This is a genomic window from Sphingobium herbicidovorans (assembly GCF_002080435.1).
GTDB lineage: Bacteria > Pseudomonadota > Alphaproteobacteria > Sphingomonadales > Sphingomonadaceae > Sphingobium > Sphingobium herbicidovorans.
Genome location: NZ_CP020539.1, coordinates 548,323 through 569,815 on the forward strand (window position 1 = coordinate 548,323; position 21,493 = coordinate 569,815).

19 protein-coding genes and 5 pseudogenes are annotated in these 21,493 nt (G+C 62.0%); 15 read left to right on the plus strand and 9 right to left on the minus strand.

What is annotated here, in order from left to right; translation table 11 throughout:
* The first annotated feature begins 31 nt into the window (after positions 1 to 31).
* Genes B6S01_RS17245 through B6S01_RS17255 form a run of 3 tightly spaced genes read left to right on the plus strand, consistent with a single transcriptional unit; the run spans position 32 to position 2,119 of the window.
* Positions 32 to 592, plus strand: coding sequence for a hypothetical protein (locus tag B6S01_RS17245; RefSeq protein WP_051908545.1), 561 nt, complete (start codon positions 32 to 34; stop codon positions 590 to 592).
* Positions 592 to 1,686 carry a relaxase/mobilization nuclease domain-containing protein gene (locus B6S01_RS17250; RefSeq protein WP_051908543.1) on the plus strand — a complete coding sequence of 365 codons (1,095 nt, stop codon included), beginning with the start codon at positions 592 to 594 and terminating at the stop codon, positions 1,684 to 1,686. The genes B6S01_RS17245 and B6S01_RS17250 overlap by 1 nt, the downstream gene beginning before the upstream one ends.
* A gap of 16 nt (positions 1,687 to 1,702) precedes the next feature.
* Positions 1,703 to 2,119, plus strand: coding sequence for a carboxylesterase family protein (locus tag B6S01_RS17255; RefSeq protein ID WP_037468404.1), 417 nt, complete (start codon positions 1,703 to 1,705; stop codon positions 2,117 to 2,119).
* 140 nt (positions 2,120 to 2,259) lie between these two features.
* On the opposite strand, the gene B6S01_RS22185 is transcribed toward B6S01_RS17255, so the two are convergent.
* The 4 genes and pseudogenes from B6S01_RS22185 to B6S01_RS17275 form a co-directional block, all read right to left on the minus strand.
* Positions 2,260 to 2,433: a hypothetical protein gene (locus B6S01_RS22185; protein WP_081570535.1), complete on the minus strand. Its 174-nt coding sequence runs from the start codon at positions 2,431 to 2,433 to the stop codon at positions 2,260 to 2,262.
* The gene (locus B6S01_RS21740) at positions 2,405 to 3,121 is read right to left on the minus strand and encodes a DDE-type integrase/transposase/recombinase (RefSeq protein ID WP_156103402.1); all 717 of its coding nucleotides are present in this window, start codon (positions 3,119 to 3,121) and stop codon (positions 2,405 to 2,407) included. The genes B6S01_RS22185 and B6S01_RS21740 overlap by 29 nt, the downstream gene beginning before the upstream one ends.
* Positions 3,006 to 3,491, minus strand: a pseudogene (locus tag B6S01_RS22250) (transposase); the annotation flags it as partial. The pseudogene B6S01_RS22250 and the gene B6S01_RS21740, both read right to left, overlap by 116 nt.
* Positions 3,492 to 3,760: 269 nt before the next feature.
* On the minus strand, positions 3,761 to 5,179 hold the full coding sequence (locus tag B6S01_RS17275; RefSeq protein ID WP_037463831.1) for an ISNCY family transposase: 1,419 nt from the start codon (positions 5,177 to 5,179) through the stop codon (positions 3,761 to 3,763).
* A gap of 208 nt (positions 5,180 to 5,387) precedes the next feature.
* Between B6S01_RS17275 and tnpB the strand changes: the two are divergent.
* Together tnpB and B6S01_RS17285 are read left to right on the plus strand one after the other, a co-directional pair.
* A pseudogene (gene tnpB / locus B6S01_RS17280) lies at positions 5,388 to 5,659 on the plus strand (IS66 family insertion sequence element accessory protein TnpB).
* A 154-nt stretch (positions 5,660 to 5,813) separates the two neighbouring features.
* The gene (locus B6S01_RS17285; RefSeq protein WP_051908550.1) at positions 5,814 to 6,275 is read left to right on the plus strand and encodes a DDE-type integrase/transposase/recombinase; all 462 of its coding nucleotides are present in this window, start codon (positions 5,814 to 5,816) and stop codon (positions 6,273 to 6,275) included.
* 26 nt (positions 6,276 to 6,301) lie between these two features.
* Here B6S01_RS17285 and B6S01_RS17290 read toward each other — a convergent pair.
* A pseudogene (locus B6S01_RS17290) lies at positions 6,302 to 6,766 on the minus strand (IS3 family transposase); the annotation flags it as partial.
* Between the two features lie 250 nt (positions 6,767 to 7,016).
* Positions 7,017 to 7,780, minus strand: a pseudogene (locus tag B6S01_RS17295) (IS6 family transposase).
* A gap of 67 nt (positions 7,781 to 7,847) precedes the next feature.
* On the opposite strand from B6S01_RS17295, the pseudogene B6S01_RS17300 reads away from it, so the two are divergent.
* From B6S01_RS17300 to B6S01_RS17345, 10 genes and pseudogenes are all read left to right on the plus strand, one after another.
* Positions 7,848 to 8,207 (plus strand): annotated as a pseudogene (locus B6S01_RS17300) (ParB/RepB/Spo0J family partition protein); the annotation flags it as partial.
* Between the two features lie 92 nt (positions 8,208 to 8,299).
* Positions 8,300 to 9,046 carry an ArdC family protein gene (locus tag B6S01_RS17305; RefSeq protein ID WP_037468470.1) on the plus strand — a complete coding sequence of 249 codons (747 nt, stop codon included), beginning with the start codon at positions 8,300 to 8,302 and terminating at the stop codon, positions 9,044 to 9,046.
* A 156-nt stretch (positions 9,047 to 9,202) separates the two neighbouring features.
* Positions 9,203 to 10,552 (plus strand): tyrosine-type recombinase/integrase, encoded by a 1,350-nt coding sequence (locus B6S01_RS17310; protein ID WP_015449377.1) that lies wholly within the window; start codon positions 9,203 to 9,205, stop codon positions 10,550 to 10,552.
* Complete coding sequence (locus B6S01_RS17315; protein ID WP_037465845.1) at positions 10,549 to 12,339, plus strand: hypothetical protein; 1,791 nt, start codon at positions 10,549 to 10,551, stop codon at positions 12,337 to 12,339. The genes B6S01_RS17310 and B6S01_RS17315 overlap by 4 nt, the downstream gene beginning before the upstream one ends.
* The gene (locus tag B6S01_RS17320) at positions 12,336 to 14,549 is read left to right on the plus strand and encodes a phage integrase (RefSeq protein WP_015449375.1); all 2,214 of its coding nucleotides are present in this window, start codon (positions 12,336 to 12,338) and stop codon (positions 14,547 to 14,549) included. Before B6S01_RS17315 ends, B6S01_RS17320 begins: the two co-directional genes overlap by 4 nt.
* Before the next feature lie 49 nt (positions 14,550 to 14,598).
* Positions 14,599 to 15,501 (plus strand): ArdC family protein, encoded by a 903-nt coding sequence (locus tag B6S01_RS17325; protein ID WP_015449374.1) that lies wholly within the window; start codon positions 14,599 to 14,601, stop codon positions 15,499 to 15,501.
* Positions 15,498 to 15,656, plus strand: coding sequence for a hypothetical protein (locus B6S01_RS17330; RefSeq protein WP_234810794.1), 159 nt, complete (start codon positions 15,498 to 15,500; stop codon positions 15,654 to 15,656). Before B6S01_RS17325 ends, B6S01_RS17330 begins: the two co-directional genes overlap by 4 nt.
* A gap of 217 nt (positions 15,657 to 15,873) precedes the next feature.
* Positions 15,874 to 17,106 carry a site-specific integrase gene (locus B6S01_RS17335; protein WP_037466138.1) on the plus strand — a complete coding sequence of 411 codons (1,233 nt, stop codon included), beginning with the start codon at positions 15,874 to 15,876 and terminating at the stop codon, positions 17,104 to 17,106.
* Positions 17,103 to 18,467, plus strand: coding sequence for a tyrosine-type recombinase/integrase (locus B6S01_RS17340; protein WP_037466136.1), 1,365 nt, complete (start codon positions 17,103 to 17,105; stop codon positions 18,465 to 18,467). Before B6S01_RS17335 ends, B6S01_RS17340 begins: the two co-directional genes overlap by 4 nt.
* Positions 18,464 to 19,465: a site-specific integrase gene (locus B6S01_RS17345; RefSeq protein ID WP_037466134.1), complete on the plus strand. Its 1,002-nt coding sequence runs from the start codon at positions 18,464 to 18,466 to the stop codon at positions 19,463 to 19,465. The genes B6S01_RS17340 and B6S01_RS17345 overlap by 4 nt, the downstream gene beginning before the upstream one ends.
* A 267-nt stretch (positions 19,466 to 19,732) precedes the next feature.
* On the opposite strand, the gene B6S01_RS17355 is transcribed toward B6S01_RS17345, so the two are convergent.
* The 3 genes from B6S01_RS17355 to B6S01_RS17365 form a co-directional block, all read right to left on the minus strand.
* Positions 19,733 to 20,029, minus strand: coding sequence for a hypothetical protein (locus B6S01_RS17355; protein ID WP_037462793.1), 297 nt, complete (start codon positions 20,027 to 20,029; stop codon positions 19,733 to 19,735).
* Between the two features lie 78 nt (positions 20,030 to 20,107).
* On the minus strand, positions 20,108 to 20,590 hold the full coding sequence (locus tag B6S01_RS17360) for a competence protein CoiA family protein (RefSeq protein WP_457920913.1): 483 nt from the start codon (positions 20,588 to 20,590) through the stop codon (positions 20,108 to 20,110).
* A gap of 285 nt (positions 20,591 to 20,875) precedes the next feature.
* Positions 20,876 to 21,493: a DeoR family transcriptional regulator gene (locus tag B6S01_RS17365; protein ID WP_037462791.1), complete on the minus strand. Its 618-nt coding sequence runs from the start codon at positions 21,491 to 21,493 to the stop codon at positions 20,876 to 20,878.

Genomic DNA, 21,493 nt, shown 5'->3' on the forward strand with positions numbered 1-21,493 from the left:
AACACAGTGGCATCACGGACAAGGGACGAGGATGACAACTGCGAACGCATCTCAGGATGGCAAAGCGCACCTTACCATTCGGCTCGACCGGGCCACGCTCGACGCGTTTGATGCTCTGGCCGAGGGCAGGGGAGGGCGCAGTGCACTGCTGCGAGCCGTCCTGGCTCAGGTTCTTCGGCAGGCTGCCGATGCGCCCCTTATGCAGCCCCAAGCGGAGCGCAGCACCAATCGGGTCACCATCAGCCTGACTGATGCCGAGATGGCGGTGTTGGAAACGCGCGCGGCTGAACGCGGAACGGATCGGGCAGGGTGGGTCAAGGCTCTGACCCGCCGCCATCTTGGTCTGAAGGGCAGTGTCGACGCAGGTATCCGTGAGAGCCTCCGTTTAGTGCGCAAGCAGTTGCAGCGCATTGGCCGCAATCTCAATCAGGCCACGCGCGCCGGCAATGCGGTAGCGCTGGCTGACAATGGATTGCAGATCGAGGGTGAGTTGCGACGCATCATCGAGATGCGGCAGGAGGTCAATGATCAGATCGTCGCCTTGGGGGAAGCCCTGCGGAGTGACCTTAACTATTGGAAGGTGGCTGACTGATGTCATTCGGCGAGCGCGAGGACGAACTGTGGGGTGTGCTGAAGCCGACTTTCAAGCCGCGCGTGTTTGGCGACCCCAATCTTAAATATGCCGAGCGCCTGCTGAAACAAAAGAGGGTCGGAAAGGATGGGGGACCTTTGGTTGGCCCACGAGCAGATGCCCGTGCGGTGCTGGCCCGCGTAGTCCGCAAGGCGCCTGAGGTGCTGGTTAAGGTGACGGGGCGCAAAAAGGGAGCGGACCATCTTGGCGCTCACCTTGCCTATATCGGCCGTAAGTGTGAGATCGCGCTTGAGACCCGCGATGGCGAACTGCTCACCAACAAAGCGGATGTCCAGCAGCTCGCTGAGGAGTGGTCTGATCCCTTATACTGGCGGCCGCGCGCGACGGTGTCTGCGGTCTCGATGGTCTTTTCGATGCCGGAGGGCACCGATCCTGAGACGGTAAAACAGTCGGTGCGCGAAACGGCAGAACGGATGCTGGGCGACAATCATGATTATCTGCTGGCACTCCACACAGACACGCCGCGCCCGCATGTGCATATGACAGTTGAGGCCGAGGGGATGGACGGCACACGGTTCGATCCACGGCGGGCGGATCTTTTCAAATTTCGCGAGGCGTTTGCCGAAGGCCTGCGCAGTCGCGGCGTCGAATGTGAAGCGACCCCCCGTTGGTCGCGCGGGCAGGCGCGGGCTGGCACCAGCATGGCGCTCGCACAGATGCGCGAGAAGATCCGGCGTGGCGTGTCTCGGCAGCCGACAGAAGCCGACCTACGTCAGGCCCGCGAAGCACTGGCGATTGCCACCGGAAAGGCGCAGGCGCCGGCGTTTGTTGCTCAGGCGAAGCGGCGTTGGACCAGCATCAGAGAGCAATATGAAGGGGCCGCTGCCCGTTTGGATGATTCGGAAGATCGCCGTGACAAGGATCTTGCGCGGGAGCTTCGATCGTTCCTGAAAGATCGACCATCCATTGAAAGCGTGCCGGATCGCGTGTTGAAGGATGCGGTCGATCGAGTGCGGATCGCGAGAGAGCAACAAAGCAAAAGGCAGGAAGGTCCGAAGTCGCCAGAGCGCAAGCCTCCTGACAAGATGCGATAGAGCAGCCCAGGTGACAATGTGCTTCGTCGGGTGCGTGAGAGATGTGAAGACGGATTATGCGACCTTGACGAGGAAGCCATATTCTGCACCTGAAGCAGGAACTCTCTTCCGATACCAACCGTGCCCCGGCGCTGCGTTCGGCGCGACACATGGCCTGGAGGTCCCGTTTGTCAACGACACCCTCGAATATCAGACCTTCCTTATCCAAGACTCGCCGCAGGCCCGACCGCTTGCGAAGCTGATGAGTTCCGCGTGGGTCGCCTTCGCAAAAACCGGGAACCCGAACACAGTTGGCCTGCCCGGATGGCCAGCCTATAGCCCGGACGCGCCGAAGGCGATGGCCTTCGACAACAAGAGCCACGTAATCAACGACCCGCTGGGTGAACCTCTACGCAAGCTGTGGCGCGAGGTGGCGTTATCTGCTGATGGATGAAAGACGAACTGGGCCGGAAGGTGATTGACCAGTGGCTGTCAAGCGACTGGCTATCTTTTCCGGCTGCTTGGCGCGCGCAGCCCACAATCCACGACCGCGCTAACGCCAATCCACAGGGACTTGTGAGATTGAAGAGGTCGTCAGCCGGGCGTGAACGCATCGTGGACGTTTCGACCTCGGTCCACTCGATGCGGATGCACGCGATTGTAGTGGTCGAGCCATTCGGGCCGCTGCTCAATAACGGTCCGGGTATCCGGTCGGGGGCTGACGCGAGCGAAGTCTCTTTCAAGCGTGCGGACGAACGCCTCGGCCATACCGTTGCTTTGGGCTTTCGCCGGGGGTGGTGCGCGGGATCAGGCCGATGTCGCGGGCGAAGCGTCGGGTATCGCGCGCGGTGTAGCAGCTGCCCTTGTCGGTGAGCCATTCGATGGCATGCGGCAGCTTGTTCACCTGCCCGAAGCGGTGCTCGACGGTGGCGACCATCAGGTCGCGCACGTCCTGGGCGGTGATGCCGGTGGTCGCGACATAGCCCATCGCCTCTCGACCGCAACAGTCGAGCGCGAACGCGACCCGCACCTTTTCGCCATTCTCGCAGCCGATTCCGAGCCCGTCCGAGCACCAACATTTGTTGCGGGTTGTCACCGCGATGCGACCGTCGTGACGGCGCTCTTCGCTTCGGCCTCTGTGGCGCTGGAGAATGAGGCCCTGCAGCTTCATGACGCGGTATACGCGCTTTGGATTGGGCGCTGCGCGCCCGGTCTGTTCAGCTTGGCGGCGAAGCAGTGCATGGACGCGCCGGTAGCCGTAGGTGGGCAGGTCGGCGATCGCCAAGCGGATGTCGGCGACGAGCCCGGCGTCGGGTAGCGGTGGCCGTCCGCGCCGTCGTGGCTCCGGGCGATGACGCATCTCGGACATGTACGGCCGTGAGAGGTCGAGCGTGTCGGCGACGGCGCTCAACTGGCAGATGGCGCCACAGTTTTTGGTGCCGTCCATCAGGTCCATAGACATATTGGTAGATAATTTCGTGGCACACCGCCTCACGAATACCCCGATGACGACGAGGGTAACCTGCAATCTGTTCGGGCGACCCGGCTGCCAGCAAGCGATCAGCGATGTAAGCAGCCAGTTCTGGCTTGCGCGCAATCTTGTCTCCGCGCACGCGACGCCCGCGCGCGATGGTCTGTGCGACCCTCGGATAATAGCCCGGAAATAGCGGATGCTCATCCAAATGCCGGTTGCGCTTGAGCTCTCGATAGATCGTCGCAGGATGACGTCCCAGCGCATCCGCGATTTGCCTTACAGACCGTTCAGTTGCGACCGGCCGATAAATATCGCACCGCTCGTCCAAACCCAAATGCTGATAGCCGTTCATCGTGCGCCTTCCTGGAAAGGGGATCAAACCCCTATAAATCGCAGGATTTCGCACTTCGATTTAGAATCCACCGCTTACACGCAATGTTCCTGCCGGTTAGAGAAGTCACAATTTCCGCAAATTAGAGATGTCACCGATTGAGGCCAGCAGGGGCTGCGTGGAGCCCTCGGGATAGCGCAGCGCAGACCCTGCTGATGGCGTGACATTTGGGGGGAGGGGCATGGACCCGCTGCGCAGGCAGCGGGCTCGGTCAGCGCCGGTCAACCAGGTCAGCGCGCCTTCACAAATTCCAGTGTGCCGCGCGCCCGTAACTCCGCCTGGCTGAGCCGGGGACCGCGTTTGAGCTTAGTCCCGCCCAACCGGCGCCCATCGATCTTCACAGTTGCCTCCGGTTCGGGGAACAGGTGCGTGGGCTGGTCGCGGCGGGTAGGGGCATTATTGTTGCGCTGCCGATGATGCGGGGCGATCGCCTGGATCTGCTTCGCCAGCAGCAAGGCCGCGTCGAGATGGCGGTTGTCCACGATCGCGGGCTGCTTCACCTGACGCATCTTGTCGAACTGGCGATAGGGCAACACATGGCCCTCATGCTGGATCTCCAGCCGGCCATCGGGATATTCGCACACCAGCACCCGCTTGCGCACCAGCTCCCTCGCGATTTCGGTCGGTTCCAGGATGAACATCGTCTTGTTGTAATGGAGCGTTAGCGCCGCCGTGACTGTCCGCTGTTCGCGCCACACCATGATCGCGTGCAGATCGTCATGCGGGGCAAGCGGACGGTGGAGATCACGACTGTCGAAAGCAGGACGAGCGAAGCGCGCATTGTGGCGAACCATATAGCTCGGCAGAAAAGCGTTCGCTTCTCCAATCGACGATATGCCCTCCAGCCGCATCGCCTTGACCAGCCGGTCCTGCAGCGTGCCATTGGCCCGCTCAACCCGGCCTTTGGCCTGCGGCGAGTTGGCGCAGATGATCTCGATGTTCAGCGCATCAAGCGCGCGGCCGAAATGCGTCATGCCATCGCCGCGCGCCGCGCTGGCGCGGGAATTGCGGAACACGCTGTGCTGGTCGGAGTAGAAAGCCACCGGCTTGCCGTGCCGCTCGATATAGGCGCGCGTTGCTTCCATGTAGGAAAAGGTACTCTCGCTCTCGACCATCTGGAGATGCATCAACTCACTGGTCGCATCGTCGATATAGACGAGCAGGGTGCATTGCGGGCCGCGATCCTCGAACCACCAATGCTTCGAACCGTCGATCTGGACCAGTTCGCCGCGGCAATCCCGCCGGTAACGCGGCTGATATGGGCGCGGGCGACGCGCTGCTCGATCCTTCCACAACCCCGCCTCGATCATCAGCTTGCGCAGCGTCTCACGGGAAATATGCACATCATGGCGCTCCGCCAGATACTCGGCGGCCAGCGTCGGCCCGAAATCATGATAATGCTCCCGGACCAACGCAATCGCATGGTTGCGAAAGCTATCGCCAAGCCAACGGTTGCTACGGCGCCCGCGACGACGCGAAACCAGGCCTGGCGCACCGTCTGCACGCATGCGTATCAGCAACCGATAAACCTGCCGCCGGGACAATCCGAGCAGCGTCGCTGCATCCTCGGCTCGCAACTCGCGACGTTCAACCCGTAGTAGCGTATCGAAGCGTGTAAGCTCGCCATGGCTCATGGATACCACCGTCATCCGCGCACTCCCTGCATCCAGGGAGCACCATGCCACCAGTGACATCTCTAATTTGCAGGGGGTGACATTTCTAAATGGTGCTTACACGCAATATATACGATAATATATATTATGTTAATATCATTGCCACAATTGTGGATGTCCAGTGTGTCCAGTGTGAGGGCGGAAAGCTTGCGATCCGGGGCATGTTTCAACGATATCTGCCACTATGGCCGTGATGGCACAGCAGGTTTTGGAGCAAAGCCCGCATTCCGGCGCGCTGTTCGCCTTCCGGGGGAAGCGCGGCGATCTGGTGAAGTTGCTCTGGTATGACGGCCAGGGCATGTGCCTGTTTTCCAAGCGGATGGTCCGGGGCCGGTTCATCTGCCATCGACGAAGACCGGATCGGTGGTAATGACGGCCGCTAAGCTTTCGATGCTATTGGAAGGCATCGACTGGCGGCGGCCGGAGCGAACATTTACCCCGTCACTCGCGGGCTAAAACGCCTATTTTCCGGTGCTTTTTCTGGCGTTACGGCCACTGTTCCGCTATAGGACCGCGGTGTCGGTCGACCTGTCCCTCAAATCGACATTGCAACGCGGGTCATCCCGGCTTCTATATCTCGCTCGAAAGTTCCTCCGCAACCTCTGTAGGCATGGCAATCCGTCATGCGGTTCTTCCAAAGGAGGAATGGCTCGAGCAACGTCGCATCGTCGTGGATTATCCGATTTCCGGCATTCCAGATGCCCAACATCTCGACAATGCCAAGGAATTCCACTTTCAAGCTCTGGCGCGCGGATGCCAGCAATACGGCATCGAACTGATCTATCGTCCGATCCGTACACCCCATTATGGCGGCCATATCGAGCGCCTAATCGGGACCATGATTGGTGAGGTTCACCTCCTGCCTGGTACCACCTTCTCCAATGTCGTCGACAAAGGGGATTACGACGCCGAGGGTCGGTCTTGCATGACCTTGCAAGAATTTGAACGCTGGTTAGCTTTTCAAGTCTCGATCTATCACAACAATGTTCACCGGGTGCTCGGCGTAACACCTTTCGCGGCTTGGTCAGACCTGCGATCGACCAGGCCACTCCCGCTTGGGATGGACTTGTAACGGTTTTGCGCCAGTCACCTATCTCATTATGCGACCTTGGCCTCAAAGGCGAGTGGGCTGATGCCGCCCAGATATGAATGGCGCCGCCGTGAGTTGTAGAAGCCATTGATGTACTGAAAGATGGCGGCCTCTGCTTGCCGCCGGGTTGGCCAGCTCTGCCGCCAGATCATTTCCGCCTTCAGGGATTTGAAGAATGTCTCGACGGCGGAGTTGTCGTAACAATTGCCTTCGCCGCTCATGGATGGACGCAGGCCGTAGGCCTGCAGCTTCTTTTGGCAGTCATAGGAGCAATATTGGCTGCCGCGATCGGAATGAAAAATGCAGCCATGCGGCGGATTGCGCAGGCGCACCGCCATATCCAATGCCCGGATCGCCAGATCCTTCTTCATCCTATCGCTGACTGCCCAGCCAGCGACACGACGGCTGTGCAGGTCAAGGATGACGACAAGGTAGAGCCAGCCTTCCGATGTCCAGACATAGGTGAACGTGCCAAAGGCTCGCACGGGATTATCGTCGCCTGCGGATTGATGGCCGCCATGTGCATGGTCGAACCGATGTCTATGGCAGCAGCGCCTGGGTTGACCATCGCCAATGCGTCCGCGCTTGGGGATTTTGTTCCTGTCATTCCACGTCCTCCTCCAAATCGGGAGGGTATGGGCTTTGCCAACCGTCATCTTCTTAATCGGGATGGCTCTGTTGCAAACATGGGGCACGGCCGCGCGGCGTCACCCAGTTGGGGGATTAGGCAGCATTGGCGAAATGCTTATTGAGCATAATCATGGTTTCGGTCAGGGCCGAGGGTCCAATTCCGAATGCTCTTTCAACCAGGCGCACCTCCCCATGATACCTGGCTGCAGGCACCATGCCTGGGCCTGTCCTTTGCGTAGGGCGCGCATGACCTCGAAGCCCTTGATCGTGGCGTAGGCCGTTGGCATCGACTTGAAGCCACGTACCGGCTTGATCAGCATCTTCAGCTTGCCGTGGTCGGCCTCGAGCACGTTGTTCAGATATTTCACCTGCCGGTGCTCGGTTTCCGCCGCCAGTTTGCCTTCGCGTTTCAGCTCAGCGATTGCTGCGCCGTAGCTGGGTGCCTTGTCGGTATTGAGTTTGGCCGGCTTTTCCCAGTCCTTCAGGCCACGAAGAGCTTTGCCCAGAAAGCGCTTCGCCGCTTTGGCGCTGCGTGTCGATGACAGATAGAAATCAATCGTGTCGCCCCGTTTGTCGACCGCCCGGTACAGGTAGGTCCATTTGCCCCGCACCTTTACGTAGGTCTCATCCAGACGCCAGCTCGGATCAAAGCCGCGCCGCCAGAACCAGCGGAGACGCTTCTCCATCTCCGGCGCGTAGCGCTGCACCCAGCGATAGATCGTCGTATGATCGACATCGATCCCACGCTCGGACAGCATTTCCTCGAGATCACGGTAGCTGATGCCGTATCGACAATACCAGCGCACCGCCCATAGGATGACCTCGCCGGTAAAATGCCGTCCTTTGAAATCGTTCATCGCAACTGACCTTGACAGTACATGAGCCCAATCTTGGAAACCGTGTCAGAGTTTGCAACAGAGCCATGTCGCGCAATGGTGGCGGCCCGATGCCCAGAACTTCTTTGGGCGGGTGAAGAAGGACGTCATGCTCGAAGCGCTCGACGAGATCGGCGGGCCGGTGCTGCGCGGCCGATACAAGGACGCCAAGAAGGGTGACCTTGCCAATGCCTGCGCGGCGCTCTGTTCCGGGCAGGGCATCGTCGAGGCCGAAGTCCGGGAAAAGGCGCTCTCCTGGCTGCCCGACGAGATGCGGTTTGGCGCTGTGGAGAAGCCCGAAAGCTTCCGCAGCTATTCCGCCTTCCTCAGCGACGAAGACGACAGCGACGGCGGGGCAGGGGAGATCGCCCCCGATGGCGATGCTGGCGACCTCGAACAGGCGGCCTGAGGCGAACGCCTAACGGCGGGCGGCGCTTTCGTGTCGCCCGTCGCCCTTCATCGGCGGCGCTGAGACAGCCGCTCTTTCGCGGAGTATTTATCATGACCCAATCATCGGGCCGGCCCTCGCCGGCCGAGACCATCACGCGCGCCATCATCGACCGGCTCGAGGCCGGTGTGCGCCCCTGGGTGCGGCCCTGGCGATCATGCGCCGGGCAAGGACGCCCGCTGCGCGCTAATGGCGAGCCCTATCGCGGCATGAATACGTTCTGGCTGTGGCTGGCTGCTGAGCAATGCGGTTATCGGTCACCCCATTGGATGACCTACCGTCAGGCGCAGACCCTTGGCGGGCAGGTCCGTGCCGGTGAGCAGGCGCAATTTGCAATCTTCTATAAGGCCTATTCGAAGCAGGTCGATTCCAGCGAACGCCCCGGCGAGCTGGTCGATGAGCATCGCCGGGTGATGCGGTCCTATGCGGTCTTCAATGCCGACCAGATCGACGCGCTGCCGTCCGATTTCTATCCAGAACCGTTATCGCTCGTCCCACCTGGCGACCAGCTCGATCCGCGGGCGCAACGCTTCGTCGATTGCCTGCCGGCGCGGCTGCGGACCGGAGGCGATCGAGCCTATTACGACCTGCGCGCAGACCTCATCACGATGCCGCCCGTCGAACAGTTCGACACGCGTGCTGTATGGGCGGCCACGCTCGCGCACGAGGCCGGTCACTGGACGGGTCATCCAGACCGGCTTGCCCGATCCTTCGGCAAGCGCTTCGGCGATCAGGCCTATGCTTTCGAGGAATTGGTGGCTTTATCTGGACAGTCTGCACCGCATGGCACTTTGCAGTAGGATGTGGTGATGGACGCCGACGGTAGGCAGTTATCAGGCTGGCCGTAGCGCTGACCCAAGAGCTGGCGGAGGCCAGCCTGATAACTGACGGGCCATAGGGCGCAACGGTGCGAGGTCAGCTTCCGGGTGGGGGGTCCGGGGGAGGGTTTCGCGCTGATGTCGATCATCTCTGTCTGCGAGCGTCGCGAGGCCAAGGGTCTCGATGCGCATGTGCCGCTGATCTTGCGCGACGACGCGCTTTACGATCCCGATCTGGATCGCTTCTTTCTCGACCTGCCGCTGTCGGGCGTCCGCTCGCGGCACTCGCTTCGCGCCTGTGCCTACGATGTCGCGGTCTGGCTTCGCTTTCTCGATGCCTTTGGCAAGACCGTGTGGACTGCGACCCGCGACGATGTGGTCGCCTATCATCGTGAGCGACGCCGCGACGAGGCTGATAACCGGATCACGGCGGCAAGCTGGAACCGGGCCGTCGCCAGTCTCGATCGCCTCTACCGCTGGGGCGAGCAGCAAGGGCTGATCGCCGAGGCGCCGTTCAGCCGCCGTGCCGTGTGGCGACCGGCGCAGGGCGGCCGTCGCGGCATGATCGCGGCGCGCAACGACGCCTATGAACGTGTCGCGAGGCGGTCGGATGTTCGGTTCGTCCCGATGGACGACTACCGCATTTTCCGTGAGGTCGGCCTGCGCGGTCTCGCCCCTGACGGCACCGAGCGCCCTGGCGCGCGCGATCGGAACGGGCTGCGCAACGCGCTGTTCGCCGATCTTCTCGTCACCACCGGCCTGCGCCTCGAAGAGGCGTCGTGCCTGCTCGCTGCCGAGCTCACGGCGATCGACCGCGAAGACGGTGATGGACAACAACTTTGGCTGCCTCTCCCGCCGCCGCTCACCAAGGGCGACCGAGGACGCAGCGTTCTGGTCCCGCGCCGGCTGCTTCGTCAGATCGCCGCCTATGTCGCCGTCGAACGGGCCGCAGGCGTTGCCAAGTTTGCCGCGCGCGATGGCGCGGCCAGTTTTGAGCGACCGATCCCTGTCACTCGCGCCGGTCTCGACCGCATGCGGGATATCTGCACCCCGGAGGAACGATGCCGCCTGATCCTGTGTGATGAGGATGGAACGCTCCGGGAGCCGGCGGCGCTATGGCTGACCGAGGTCGGGCAACCTGTCCGTCCCAACTCGTGGGAGGTGATCTTCACTCGGGCCTGCAAGCGGTGCGCGGAGAACGGTTTTCCGCTGTCGATCAGCCCGCACCAGCTTCGCCACACCTTCGCAGTCCATATGCTCGCGTTGCTGATCCAGCAGCGACTACGCGAAGCCGCATTGCCGGCGGGGGCGGTAGAGAGCTACCGGCTGATCTTGGGCGACCCGCTGCAACAGGTGCAACGCCTGCTCGGCCACGCGAGCCTTACGACCACCTATATCTACCTCGACCATATCGCGACCCGCGCCGATACGGTCGACGCAGCCGTAGAGGAGCTACTCGCGCTGCTGCCGGGACCGCAGGGCGCATGAGCGGGCGTCCCCGCAGGGGCCGGCCTGTCGCTTTCGCTCCGATCACCCCGGAGGCTGTGCAGCCCGATCCGGTGCTCGGCCTCAAGTTCACCATCGAGGCGCGGCATGGCGGGACCGTCCTGGTCGATATGACCGGGCTCGAGCCTCGTCCGCTCGCCATTGCCTTTGCCGGCGCGCTCCATCGGTCAGCGGCACTCGGCGGATCAATCGGTGCGGCCAGCGTCATCAAGCAGTATCTCCAGGTCTATCGTCACTTCTTCGCCTGGCTTGCCGACGAAGCGCCGAAGGTGGCCGGCATCAGTGATCTCCACGCGGCCCATATCGATGGTTTTTCCTCCACGCTCGAGCGACTCGGGAAGAGCGCGATCCACCGGCACATAATCGTGGGCAAGGTGATCAACACATTGCGCATGATGGAGGCAGATCGGCCCGACCGGATCGCGCCCGACCTGCATGAGCGGCTTCGTTACACGTTGGCCACTTCGGCAGGTCGCTCGACCCCGCGCGATGCCTACAGTCCGTTCGTCGCTCGCGCACTGCGCGACGCCGCAAGGGCCGATATCGAAGCGATGTTCCGCCGTTTCGGCGCCGATGACGACCACACCGATGAGGGCGATCCGATCATCGCCAGGGCGCGCGCTGAAGTCGAAGCGGTCATCGCGCGGCAGGGCTTTATCGTCGCAGACCATCCCGCGCTGAAGAGCCTCTATTTCATGCGCGCACGGCGCGGCCTGCCGATCAGCACGCTGGTCGATGACCTGCATCGCCGCCATCATCTTCACGTCACCGATATCCCCCCATTGTTCGTGCTACTTTCGCTCGATACTGGCCTGGAGCCCGAGTGCTTGAAGGCGTTGACGGTTGATTGCCTGGCCAACCCATCCGCTGGCACTGTCGAGTTGCGTTACCTGAAGCGACGCGCCCGCGCTGCCGAGCACAAGAGTATGCGCGTGCGCGACGGCGGCATCGGCACGCCAGGTGGCCTTATCCGCCGGCTGATCGAGGTCACGGCAGTTGCGCGCCAACATCTGTCCGCTGATTGTCTCTGGGTCTACCACAACGCTGGCGGGCTGCACGCCGGTATTCGTCATCCGCGCGAACGTCTCGATGCGTGGGTGGCTCGGCACCGGATTGTCGATGACGACGGCAAGCCGCTCTACCTTCTGCTTTCCCGCCTTCGCAAGACCCACAAGGCGCTGTGGTACACCAAGACCGAAGGGCATATGGCTCGGTTCGCGGTCGGGCATAGCCGTGAGGTCGCCGCGCGCCATTACGCGGATCTACCCTCGCTCCGGCCCCTGCACGAGGCCGCGGTCGCCGATGCCTTCCGCGAGGCGGTCGCCGCTGCGATGCCGACCATACTCCCGCCCACTGCGGAGCAGGCACTGCGCGAAGGGCCCGAACAGGCCGCGCCGCTGATGCCGCCAGATACGGTCGATCCGCTGCTCGACGGCGAACAGGATGTCTGGCTCGCCGCTTGTGCGGGCTTCCATCGCAGTCCCTTCGCCGAGGTTGGTTCGCCCTGTTCTCAGCCTTTCTGGGGGTGTCTCCATTGCCCCAACGCTGTCATCACCGCGCGCAAGCTGCCCGCGATCCTGGCCTTCCTCGCATTCGTCGAAGATCAACGGCAGGGCCTGCCTGGTTCTGACTGGATGGCCAAGTTCGGGCAGGTTCATGCCCGGATAGTCAACCAGATTCTGCCAGCATTTTCCGATGCGGTCGTCGCCGAAGCGCGGCTGCGCGCAACCGACGAGCATCTCTATCTCCCGCCCGAGACGCGCGCATGACGGCCCCCGCCTATGTCCCGGCGCTCGCGTTCGATGATCGGCCCGTGTTGACGATTGTGCCGCTCAAGCCGGGCCATTCCCGTGAGGCACTGTCGCGTGTCGGTGACCCGAGCTGGGATCTTGGACCCGCTGTTTTCCGCGAGAACGCCCGGCGCTGCCATGTCACCGTGCATTTCGACGTGCTTGAACATGCCGATGTGCAGGCGACGATGCGCGCCTATCTCTATGCCCGTCTCAACGTCGATCTCCCCGGCTACCGTCCGAAGCTATTGCCCGCCTGTATCCGGCAAGCGTTCAATCGGGCGCGGCGCTTCTTCGGTTTTGCGCGCGGACGACTGGGTGTGCTCGACCTTAGCCGCATCGATCCCGCGCTGATCGATGCTTATGCCCGCCATCTGCGTGATGATCCCGCAAGGAGGCCCGTCATCGTTGGCCACCTTCTCGAGGTGATCATCGATCTATACCATTACCGCGACCATCTTCCCGGTGGCGGCCTGTCGTTTGAGCCTTGGGAAGGACGGGCTCCTGCGCGCGTCGCTGGCTATCGGCATGTCCGGGAGAACCGCACACCGCGTATGCCCGAGGGGATCATCACCCCGCTGCTGGCCTGGTCGCTGCGCTATGTCACCGTCTTCGCGCAGGATATTTTCGCGGCCCGGCGTGAGCTTGATCGCCTCGAAGCCCAACGTGACCGCTGGTTTGCTGCCGAACGGGGACTGGCACACGCCGAGCGTCGTCAACGGCAGCGGATGCGATTGCAGCGCTATTTCCGGTCGCGCGCGCGGCAAGGCCGAGGCGTACCGGTCTGGGTAAGCCCACCCAACGGATCTGCCTCCATCGATCCGGCCAGCGGGACGACCATGCCAGTCGTCAACGTGCAGCTTCTCCATCTCCACGTCGGGGTCGACGCCGCCGCAGAACCGGCGATGCACCTTACTCTCGCTGGCGGTGCTTCCGATCTCATTGAAGCTGCCATCGCGGATATGGGCGTCGAACCTGGCGGTATGGATACGCCGATCTCGATTGATCCCGATCGTGGTTTACCATGGCGGCCCCGTTTCGATGCCAAGTCCCTTATCCTCGAAGAGCGCATGCTGCAGGCGGCAGCCTATGTGGTCTGCGCTTATCTGACCGGGATGCGCGATTGCGAGGTGCAGGCGATGCGTCGGGGATGCCTGACCCTCAAGCGGAGTGAGGATGGCGTCGTGTCACGGCACCGCGTGCGTTCCACCGCCTACAAGGGCAAGGGTAGCGGGGGAGCGCCGGCCGAGTGGGTGACCATTGCTCCTGTCGCTGATGCGATCAGTGTGCTCGAGCTATTGTGCAAGCGTGCGGCCGACGCTCGCGGCCTTGATACACTCTGGCCCGTGCTGTCACTGACGCGGAGCCGCAAGTCGCACGTTTCCGCGGAGATCGTCCGTCAGATCAACGCCTACCGTGACCATCTCAACACGCTGTTCGGTTCGGACGAGGCGCCCGCTATTCCGCCAGGACCGGACGGCAAGCCCTGGCGGATTACGACCCGCCAGTTTCGCCGCACCATTGCATGGCATATCGCCAACCGCCCCTTCGGAACGGTGGCTGGCATGATCCAGTACAAGCATGCCTCCGTTGCCGCCTTCGAGGGCTACGCAGGAAGCAGCGCCTCCGGGTTCCGCGCCGAGGTGGAGACGCAGCGCGGACTCGGCCAGCTCGACGACTTGCTCGATTATTTCGACAGGCGGCGAGGTGGGGCCTCCCTTTCCGGACCAGCGGGCCGGCGCATCGAGCGCGTCCTCGATGAGACGGCCACGCAACTCAGCCCATTGCCAGCGATGATCGCCGACCGGTCCCGTCTGCGCACCATGCTCGCCAGCCTTGCCCGCACCCTGCATGTCGGCACGCTGGCCGATTGCTTCTTCGATCCGGCAACAGCCTTGTGCCTCAAGCGTGCGACAGATTCCTCGGCGAACCGGCCGTTGACAGCACTTTGCGAACCGACCCGCTGTCCGAACGCCTGCATCGCCGAACGTCACCGGCCCATCTGGGAGCGGAGCGCCACCGAGGCGCGGATGTTGCTGCGCGAGAAGCGCCTGCCTGGATTGCAACGAGCAGCGCTCCAGCACGAGGTTGACCGGATCGAGGGCGTGCTGGCCCAGATCGCGCCTGAAGGCGCGACGCCGCCCTTTCGGGCGGCGGTAGAGGGAGAGGAGGGCCTGGAGATGGGGTGACGGGATGAGGAGCGGGAGAGGCCTGCTTCGCCCGTCGTGGAGATCGAACATGTCCCGCTCATCAGCGCCGGCCGAGCGCGCCGACGTTTATACCCGCATCACCACCGAGATCATTGCCGCCATCGAGGCGGGCGCGGGCACCTGGCGCATGCCCTGGCATCATGATGGCGCCGCCGTCACGCGGCCCGAGAACTTCTCATCCCATAAGCGCTACCGGGGCGTGAACGTGCTCGCGTTGTGGGCGGCCGCACAGGTGAGCGGCTATGCCAGCGGCCTGTGGGGCACCTATCGGCAGTGGCAGGCGGTCGACGCCCAGGTTCGCAAGGGCGAACGCGGCACGACAGTCGTTTTCTGGAAGCAGGCTGCGTCCAACGTCGATCAAGACCATGACGATGGCGATCAGCGGCCCGGTCGTATGTTCGCTCGCGCTTTCACCGTGTTCAACCTCGCGCAGGTCGAAGGTTATGAGCCTGCGCCGGTCACCCTATTGCCGGAGACCGAACGCCTCGCCCATGCCGAAGCATTCGTCGCGGCGCTGAACATTCCGATCACCGAAGGCGCCTACGATGCCCATTATCGCATCGATCTCGACCAGATCTTCATGCCGCCTTTCTCGGCGTTTCACGATGCAGCCGCTCACATGGGCACCCTGCTGCACGAGTCCGGCCACGCCACAGGGGCAAAGCATCGGCTCGACCGCAACTTCCAGGACCGGTTCAAGCGCGATTGGCTGCCGATCGAAGAAGCCTGCGCCGAACTCACCGCATCGTTCGTCCTGGCGGACCTCGGCATTGCCCATCATCCGCGCCCCGATCACGCCGCCTATGTGGCATCGTGGCTCAGTGCTCTGAAGAAAGATCCACGGGCGATCTTCACCGCCGCCAGCAAGGCCCAGCAAGCCGCCGACTGGATGTGGGCGCAGCAGCCCCAGCGCGAGGAGTTGGCAGCATGACCAGCACCTCCGCTCGACCCCCAAAAATTCAAATTAGGGCTGGACTGTCAGGATATATCGCCGAACTGACGGCGGCGCTGGTTGGCGCCGATGTGGGTCTCCCAACCACCCATCTCGACGATCATGCGGCCTATATCGGTTCCTGGCTGGAGTAATGGGCAGCTCGACATTAGGACAGTAATCGCGAGGTGACGGTAATGTGAAGGAACGAGGTTCGGGCTGCGTTAAAACCGCAGAATTTCAGCGATAATCGAACTACAGTGCTGAGCATTATTTTTCATTGCTGACGGAAGGCGGAAGGATCCGCATTATTTGACTGGAGCCAGTACGTTGCGAACCTCAGCGGTCGTCGAACCGACTGAGGAGCCAATGATGCTAAGTCCCGATGAAGAATTGATCGCCAGGCTTGCGGAAGACCTTGCCCGACAGAAATATAGCCCGGTGGCAGCGGCCAATTATTGCAGCTACGCGCGCGGCTTTCTCCAATACCTGGCACGGCGGAAGCTGGACGTGGCGGCGGTGAAGCCGCCCCAGATCGAACAATATCTGCACCACGCAATCCGGTGCTTTCGCAAGCGTCATGACCGAGCACCCGCGTCACGGTGGCACGCGATCCCTCGCTCAGGAATCCACGCGTTGCTGCGCCTCGCCCAAGGCAAATGGCCGCCTGAACCGGAAGTGATCGGACCAGAGGCGACGGTTCGGCACGCGATATGCTGCGAATATGATCGCTGGCTGCATGAGGACCGCGGCCTGGCCCGTGCAAGTATCTACGCGCTGATGTGGGAAGCGCGTCACTTTCTGGCATGGCAGCTCGATCACGGCGGAACGGCGAGCGTCATGGAACTGAGCGTGCGGGACATCGATCTCTACATGGACATGCGCGCGCCGGGTCTGAGCCGTCGGTCCTTAAAGGATGTCGCTGAACGCCTTCGCTCGCTGCTGCGCTACATGCACCGCATGGGGTACGTCGCCGCCGATCTCACGGGTCATGTCGTAGGCCCGGTGCTGTACGCCTATGAAGGCGTGCCTTCGACATTGGGCCGTGACCAGATTGCGGCCGTCCTGGAAATCACGAGGCGCGACACCTCGCCCAAAGGGCTGCGTGATTATGCCATATTGCAACTGCTGGCGACCTATGGGCTGCGCTCCGGTGAAATCCGCAATCTCCTGTTGGAGGACGTCAACTGGCGTGCGGAATCCTTGCGCATCCGGCATACAAAAACCGGCGCTTGTTCGTACCTGCCGTTGATGGCGCCGGTTGGCGAGGCATTGCTCGACTATTTACGGCATGGACGCCCTGAGACAGACAGGCGGGAAATCTTTATCCGCTCGCGTGCGCCGTACCGGCCCCTGCAAGACCTGCATAGCGAAGTGCGACGGCGGCTGTGGGCTGCCGGGATCAAGCCGCCAGGAAAATGCGGCCCTCACATCTTCCGCCACGCCAGGGCCGTCGAACTGCTGCGCGCGTCGGTGCCGCAAAAGGTGATCGGCGACCTGCTCGGACATCGATCGAGCGAATCCACAATCCCCTATCTCAAGCTGGCCACCGAGGATCTGAGGGCAATCGCTCTTGATGTGCCGGGATCGGAGGTGCTGGCATGACCGCGTTGCCCAATCCTGATCGTGCCGTCATCACCAGGTATCTGGCGACGCTGCGGTTGCGGAGCAAGATCAGCCACATTTATTATCGCCAGGTCCTGAATGGCTTCCGGGAAGTGGCTGAGCGCCATCCGGTCATCGACCGGTCGACACTGGAGGCGTGGCTGCGGGAATGGGGAGCGCGCTGGCACCCCTCCACCTTGTTGCATCGTACCCGGATCGTTGATCGCTTTCTCGACCATCTGGTCGAAGTGAACCTGATCGCCCGCAACCCCATCGCGGACCTGCGCAGCGAATACGGCGTCGAACATAGCAAGCCAATCTGGCGGGCGCTGATAGCACCTATGCCGGATCATGCTCTTGCCGCACTGCGTCGGCCCAAGCCCTTCGGCAGCGTGCTTGGCGAGATCATGCGCGATCATATCGCGCTGATGCGCAACAGGGGCTATCGCTATACGACCCAACGCGCATGGTTCCTTCGGTTCGATCGGTTCCTCCAGGCGAATCCGGAGCTGGCAACCAAGCCGTTAGCGGTGATGCTGGAACATTGGGCGGAGGCCAAGTCCACCCGCAATCATGCGGCCGAATGCGAAAGACTCAAACAGGCATTGGCCAAGGCTCTCCGGCATCGGGACCCGAGCCTGCCAGTGCGTCGGCCCAATACACGGCCGCTGAAGGAAGTGGCACGGCATTATCGCAAGCCGCATATTTACAGCCCCGCCGATGTGCAGCGCATGTTGGACATCGCGCGGTCCTACCCATCACCGCGCGCGCCGCTGCGGCCAATGGCCATTTATACCATGCTGCTGCTGGCCTATTGCGCGGGGCTGCGCCGTAGTGAGATAGCACGCCTCGACCTTGGGGACGTGGACCTCGAAAACGGTACGATCACAATCCGCGAAACGAAGTTCTTCAAGACCAGAATCTTGCCGTTGCCCGATAGCGTGATGGTCGAACTGCGTGCCTATATCGAGGATAGAGGGCGTGCCGGCGGGCCGCAGTATCCCCAATCGGGGTTGTTCTGGCACGACCAATCCAATAACCGCTACAGCCCCGCAGCGGTTAGCTGGATGCTTGTCGATATCCTTCGCCGTGCTGGGTTCAAACCACCATCGGGAAAAACCGGACCGCGCATCCATGACCTGCGGCACTCGATGGTCGTGAACCGGATGCTTCAATGGTATCGGTCCGGCATCAATCCCCAGGACAGGCTGCCGTTCCTTGCAACTTATCTTGGGCATCGGGATATCAACTCGACGCTGGTCTACATCACGGTCACGCAGGACCTGATGCAGGAAGCAAGCGAGAGGTTCCGCATGATCGGCGCCGCCTGCCTCAATATAACGCAGGAGGCGCGGGCATGAGAAAGATCGATCCGTTCCCCGCCCTGCTGCGCGCCTTCTTCCATGAGTGGCTGGCCGAGCAGCGCAACGCGTCCGTCCATACCATCCGGTCCTATCGTGACACCTGGCGGTTGTTCCTCCGGTTCGTCGCTGCACGAAAAGGTGGTGGAGTAGCGGCGGTTGCGCTGGCCGATCTCACCGCCGGTGAGCTCGGCGCGTTCCTGGCCCATGCGGAACATGAGCGGAAAGGCACGATCGGCACGCGCAACTGCCGGCTTGCCGCCATCCGCAGCTTCTTCGGCTTCGTGGCGGGTAAAGAGCCAACATATATCGCCCAATGCGCCGAGGTTCTTGCCGTCCCGATAAAACGGGGAGCGATCCCTGCGCCCTGTTATCTTGAGCCGAATGAGGTCGAAGCGATCCTCGCACAACCCGACCGATCAACGCTGGAGGGAATGCGTGACCACGCGCTGTTATCCTTCCTGTACAACAGCGGCGCACGCATCCAGGAAGCGCTCGATTTACGTCCCGATGCGATCCGGTTCGAAGCGCCGCATTGCGTGCGCCTTTACGGCAAAGGGCGTAAGGAACGCATCAGTCCGCTCTGGCCGGAAACGGTGACGTTGTTGAAGAAACTCTTGGACAGGCAGCCAAGGGCACCGAGCGATCGGCTCTTCGTCAATCGCTATGGCGAACCGCTTGGCGCATCGGGTGTACGGTTCAAACTCGCATCATACGTCCAGGCCGCCGCTAAGATAGTCCCCACGCTGCGGTCGAAGCACGTGACCCCGCACAGCTTCCGCCATGCGACCGCTGTCCACCTCGTCTCGTCCGGCGTCGATATTACCGTCATCCGCAGTTGGCTCGGGCACGTCAGCCTCGATACGACCAGCCACTACGCCCAAGCCAATCTGGAAACCAAGCGAAAGGCGCTCGAACACGTCGGCGTTCCAGCAGCAGCGTGTCAGCCGTCATGGAAGCGGGATGCGAGCCTGCTCGCCTGGCTCGATACCCTCTGAAATAATGTGCAGGACGGGGCTCGGATCGCCGCAGAGTAGCGCAGCCCGAACTCCGTTCCTTCACATTACTGTCACCTCGCGATTACTTTCGATCCTGCGCAGGGATAATCGTGCTCTGCTCACGGCGGCGGCGCGGGCAGAGGAAGCCGCGGGCTACTTGCTGCGCGCAACAGCTCTTGCCCGCGAGGATGTGGCGGAGGAACTGGCCGCGGCCTGAGGGCATGCACTTGCGATCGCGATGTTCGGCTGTGAGGGAGGTCCTCTTCCTCACGCGCGGACCCACCATGCTGGTTGGCTGATCTCGATATCGGGATGGGAACTGAGAAGCGCCAACCAGCGGGAATCGAGGCGGGCAGGAAAAGTGGCGATTCGGTCGGTCTCGGACGGTTCATGTGCTACCATGAATTCGCCGAACAGCCGATTGCATTTGGCACAGCCATTGCTGACATAGCTGCGGCGTTGGGTATGACTGTAGCGCTTCTGAATGACCTTACGGTCGAAAGACGATGGCAGCCGTTGCAGAATCTGCGCCAGCAGATGCGGGTGATCGGTAAGGTCGGGCAAGCTGAAATCGAAAGCGCCCTGGTCGGTCGCGATTTCTATACTCGTGATGATCTGCGTCTTTTCCCGGCAGCGCTCGTTCTAACAATCCGCTATCGCGGTCTCGACGACGATTGTCGCATTCTCGCCAACGGCTTCCAACGGCGTGAGAAACCCCAATCTTCGTTCAAACGCGGCGCGAAGGAATGCGTCCATCGGTAATGCCTGCCGCCAGCTTTCCGGCAGACGACGATGGCGCGCTAGCATGCGCTCATGTGCAGGAATGAGAGCCTGAAAGCCGTCGGCAAGCGAGCCGCCGATGCAGGCCGCGGGCAGATCATGGACGATCGGGAAGCCCGGTTGACGCAGCAACCAAAGCCCGCGAATCCCGGATAAGCGGTATTGCTCTTGTCGCCGCAGGGTTTCCGCATTGGTCTGCCCCGACCATTGTATCTCGATCGCGACCTTGGCGTTTCCCTTCACCGCGAGGACGTCAGCTCGCCATGGTTCGCCGGTTGGCGTTGTGCCGCCCACTTCGGTTGCGGCCTGCCAGCCCGAGGATCGCGCGATCTCGACCGCCATCATCTTCAAATGACGATGCTCTTCGCTTTCGTCGGCTGAAGTGCAGGGACCGGCAATTCGATGGGCAAAGAATTTCGTTCCCCTCGAAGACCGTTTGAGAACAACCGCTGCCGAACAGCAGTCCATTCGCAGGTGGTGCAAACGCCGGTTTTTGACTTCGAGTTCGCGCCAGTCCGCATCGCTCAGATCGAACGACTGAAGGCGATTATCGCTGTCATCAAGGCAACTGAGAGCCATGGCGCAAACATGCTGGCTGGAGGGAAGCAAGGTCAAGTTCGCTCAGGCAGATCACTGGACAAGCCGATATCGTCCATTGCGGCGGGCGCCTTCGAAACGCAGCAGGCCAGCAGACTGCAACCCCCGGATGTCGCGCCGGGCCGTCTTGGGGCTGACCTGCCAGTGAGCCATGATATCCCAGGCTTTGGCTCGCGCTTGCTTCCCGACTCGGTCGAGAAACCAGCGCTGACGTTCATTGAGGCCCTCCGTCATTGGGCCATTTATGGGGTCACGATCAGGGTCATTTATTGGGTCATTTCCGGCAGGACGCCGACCCATCGTGATGGCTGCAGTCGCATCGGGCGATAGCGGCGTGACATCCCAGCGCATGGGGCGAGAGGATTGTCGGGCCATCACAGGGCTTTCAATAACGCCCAGGACGAACGCGCGGATGACGGGCGATGTCGCAACGAGCCGCAGAAAAAACACCGTATCCGGGCCATGTTGAGCGGCAAGCCAGTGCTTTATGGTGCGTTCGCTCGCGTCCGTTTGGCGCATGAGCAGCTTGACGGCGCGGTGGCTGTCCCCGTGTTCCTTCTTCAGTAAGTCGGCCATCACGTCTGCATAGGCCTGGCGCCCGGCCAACGCCCCTTTCCAAGCCGGTAACTTCTTGCCCTTTTTCGGCAACAT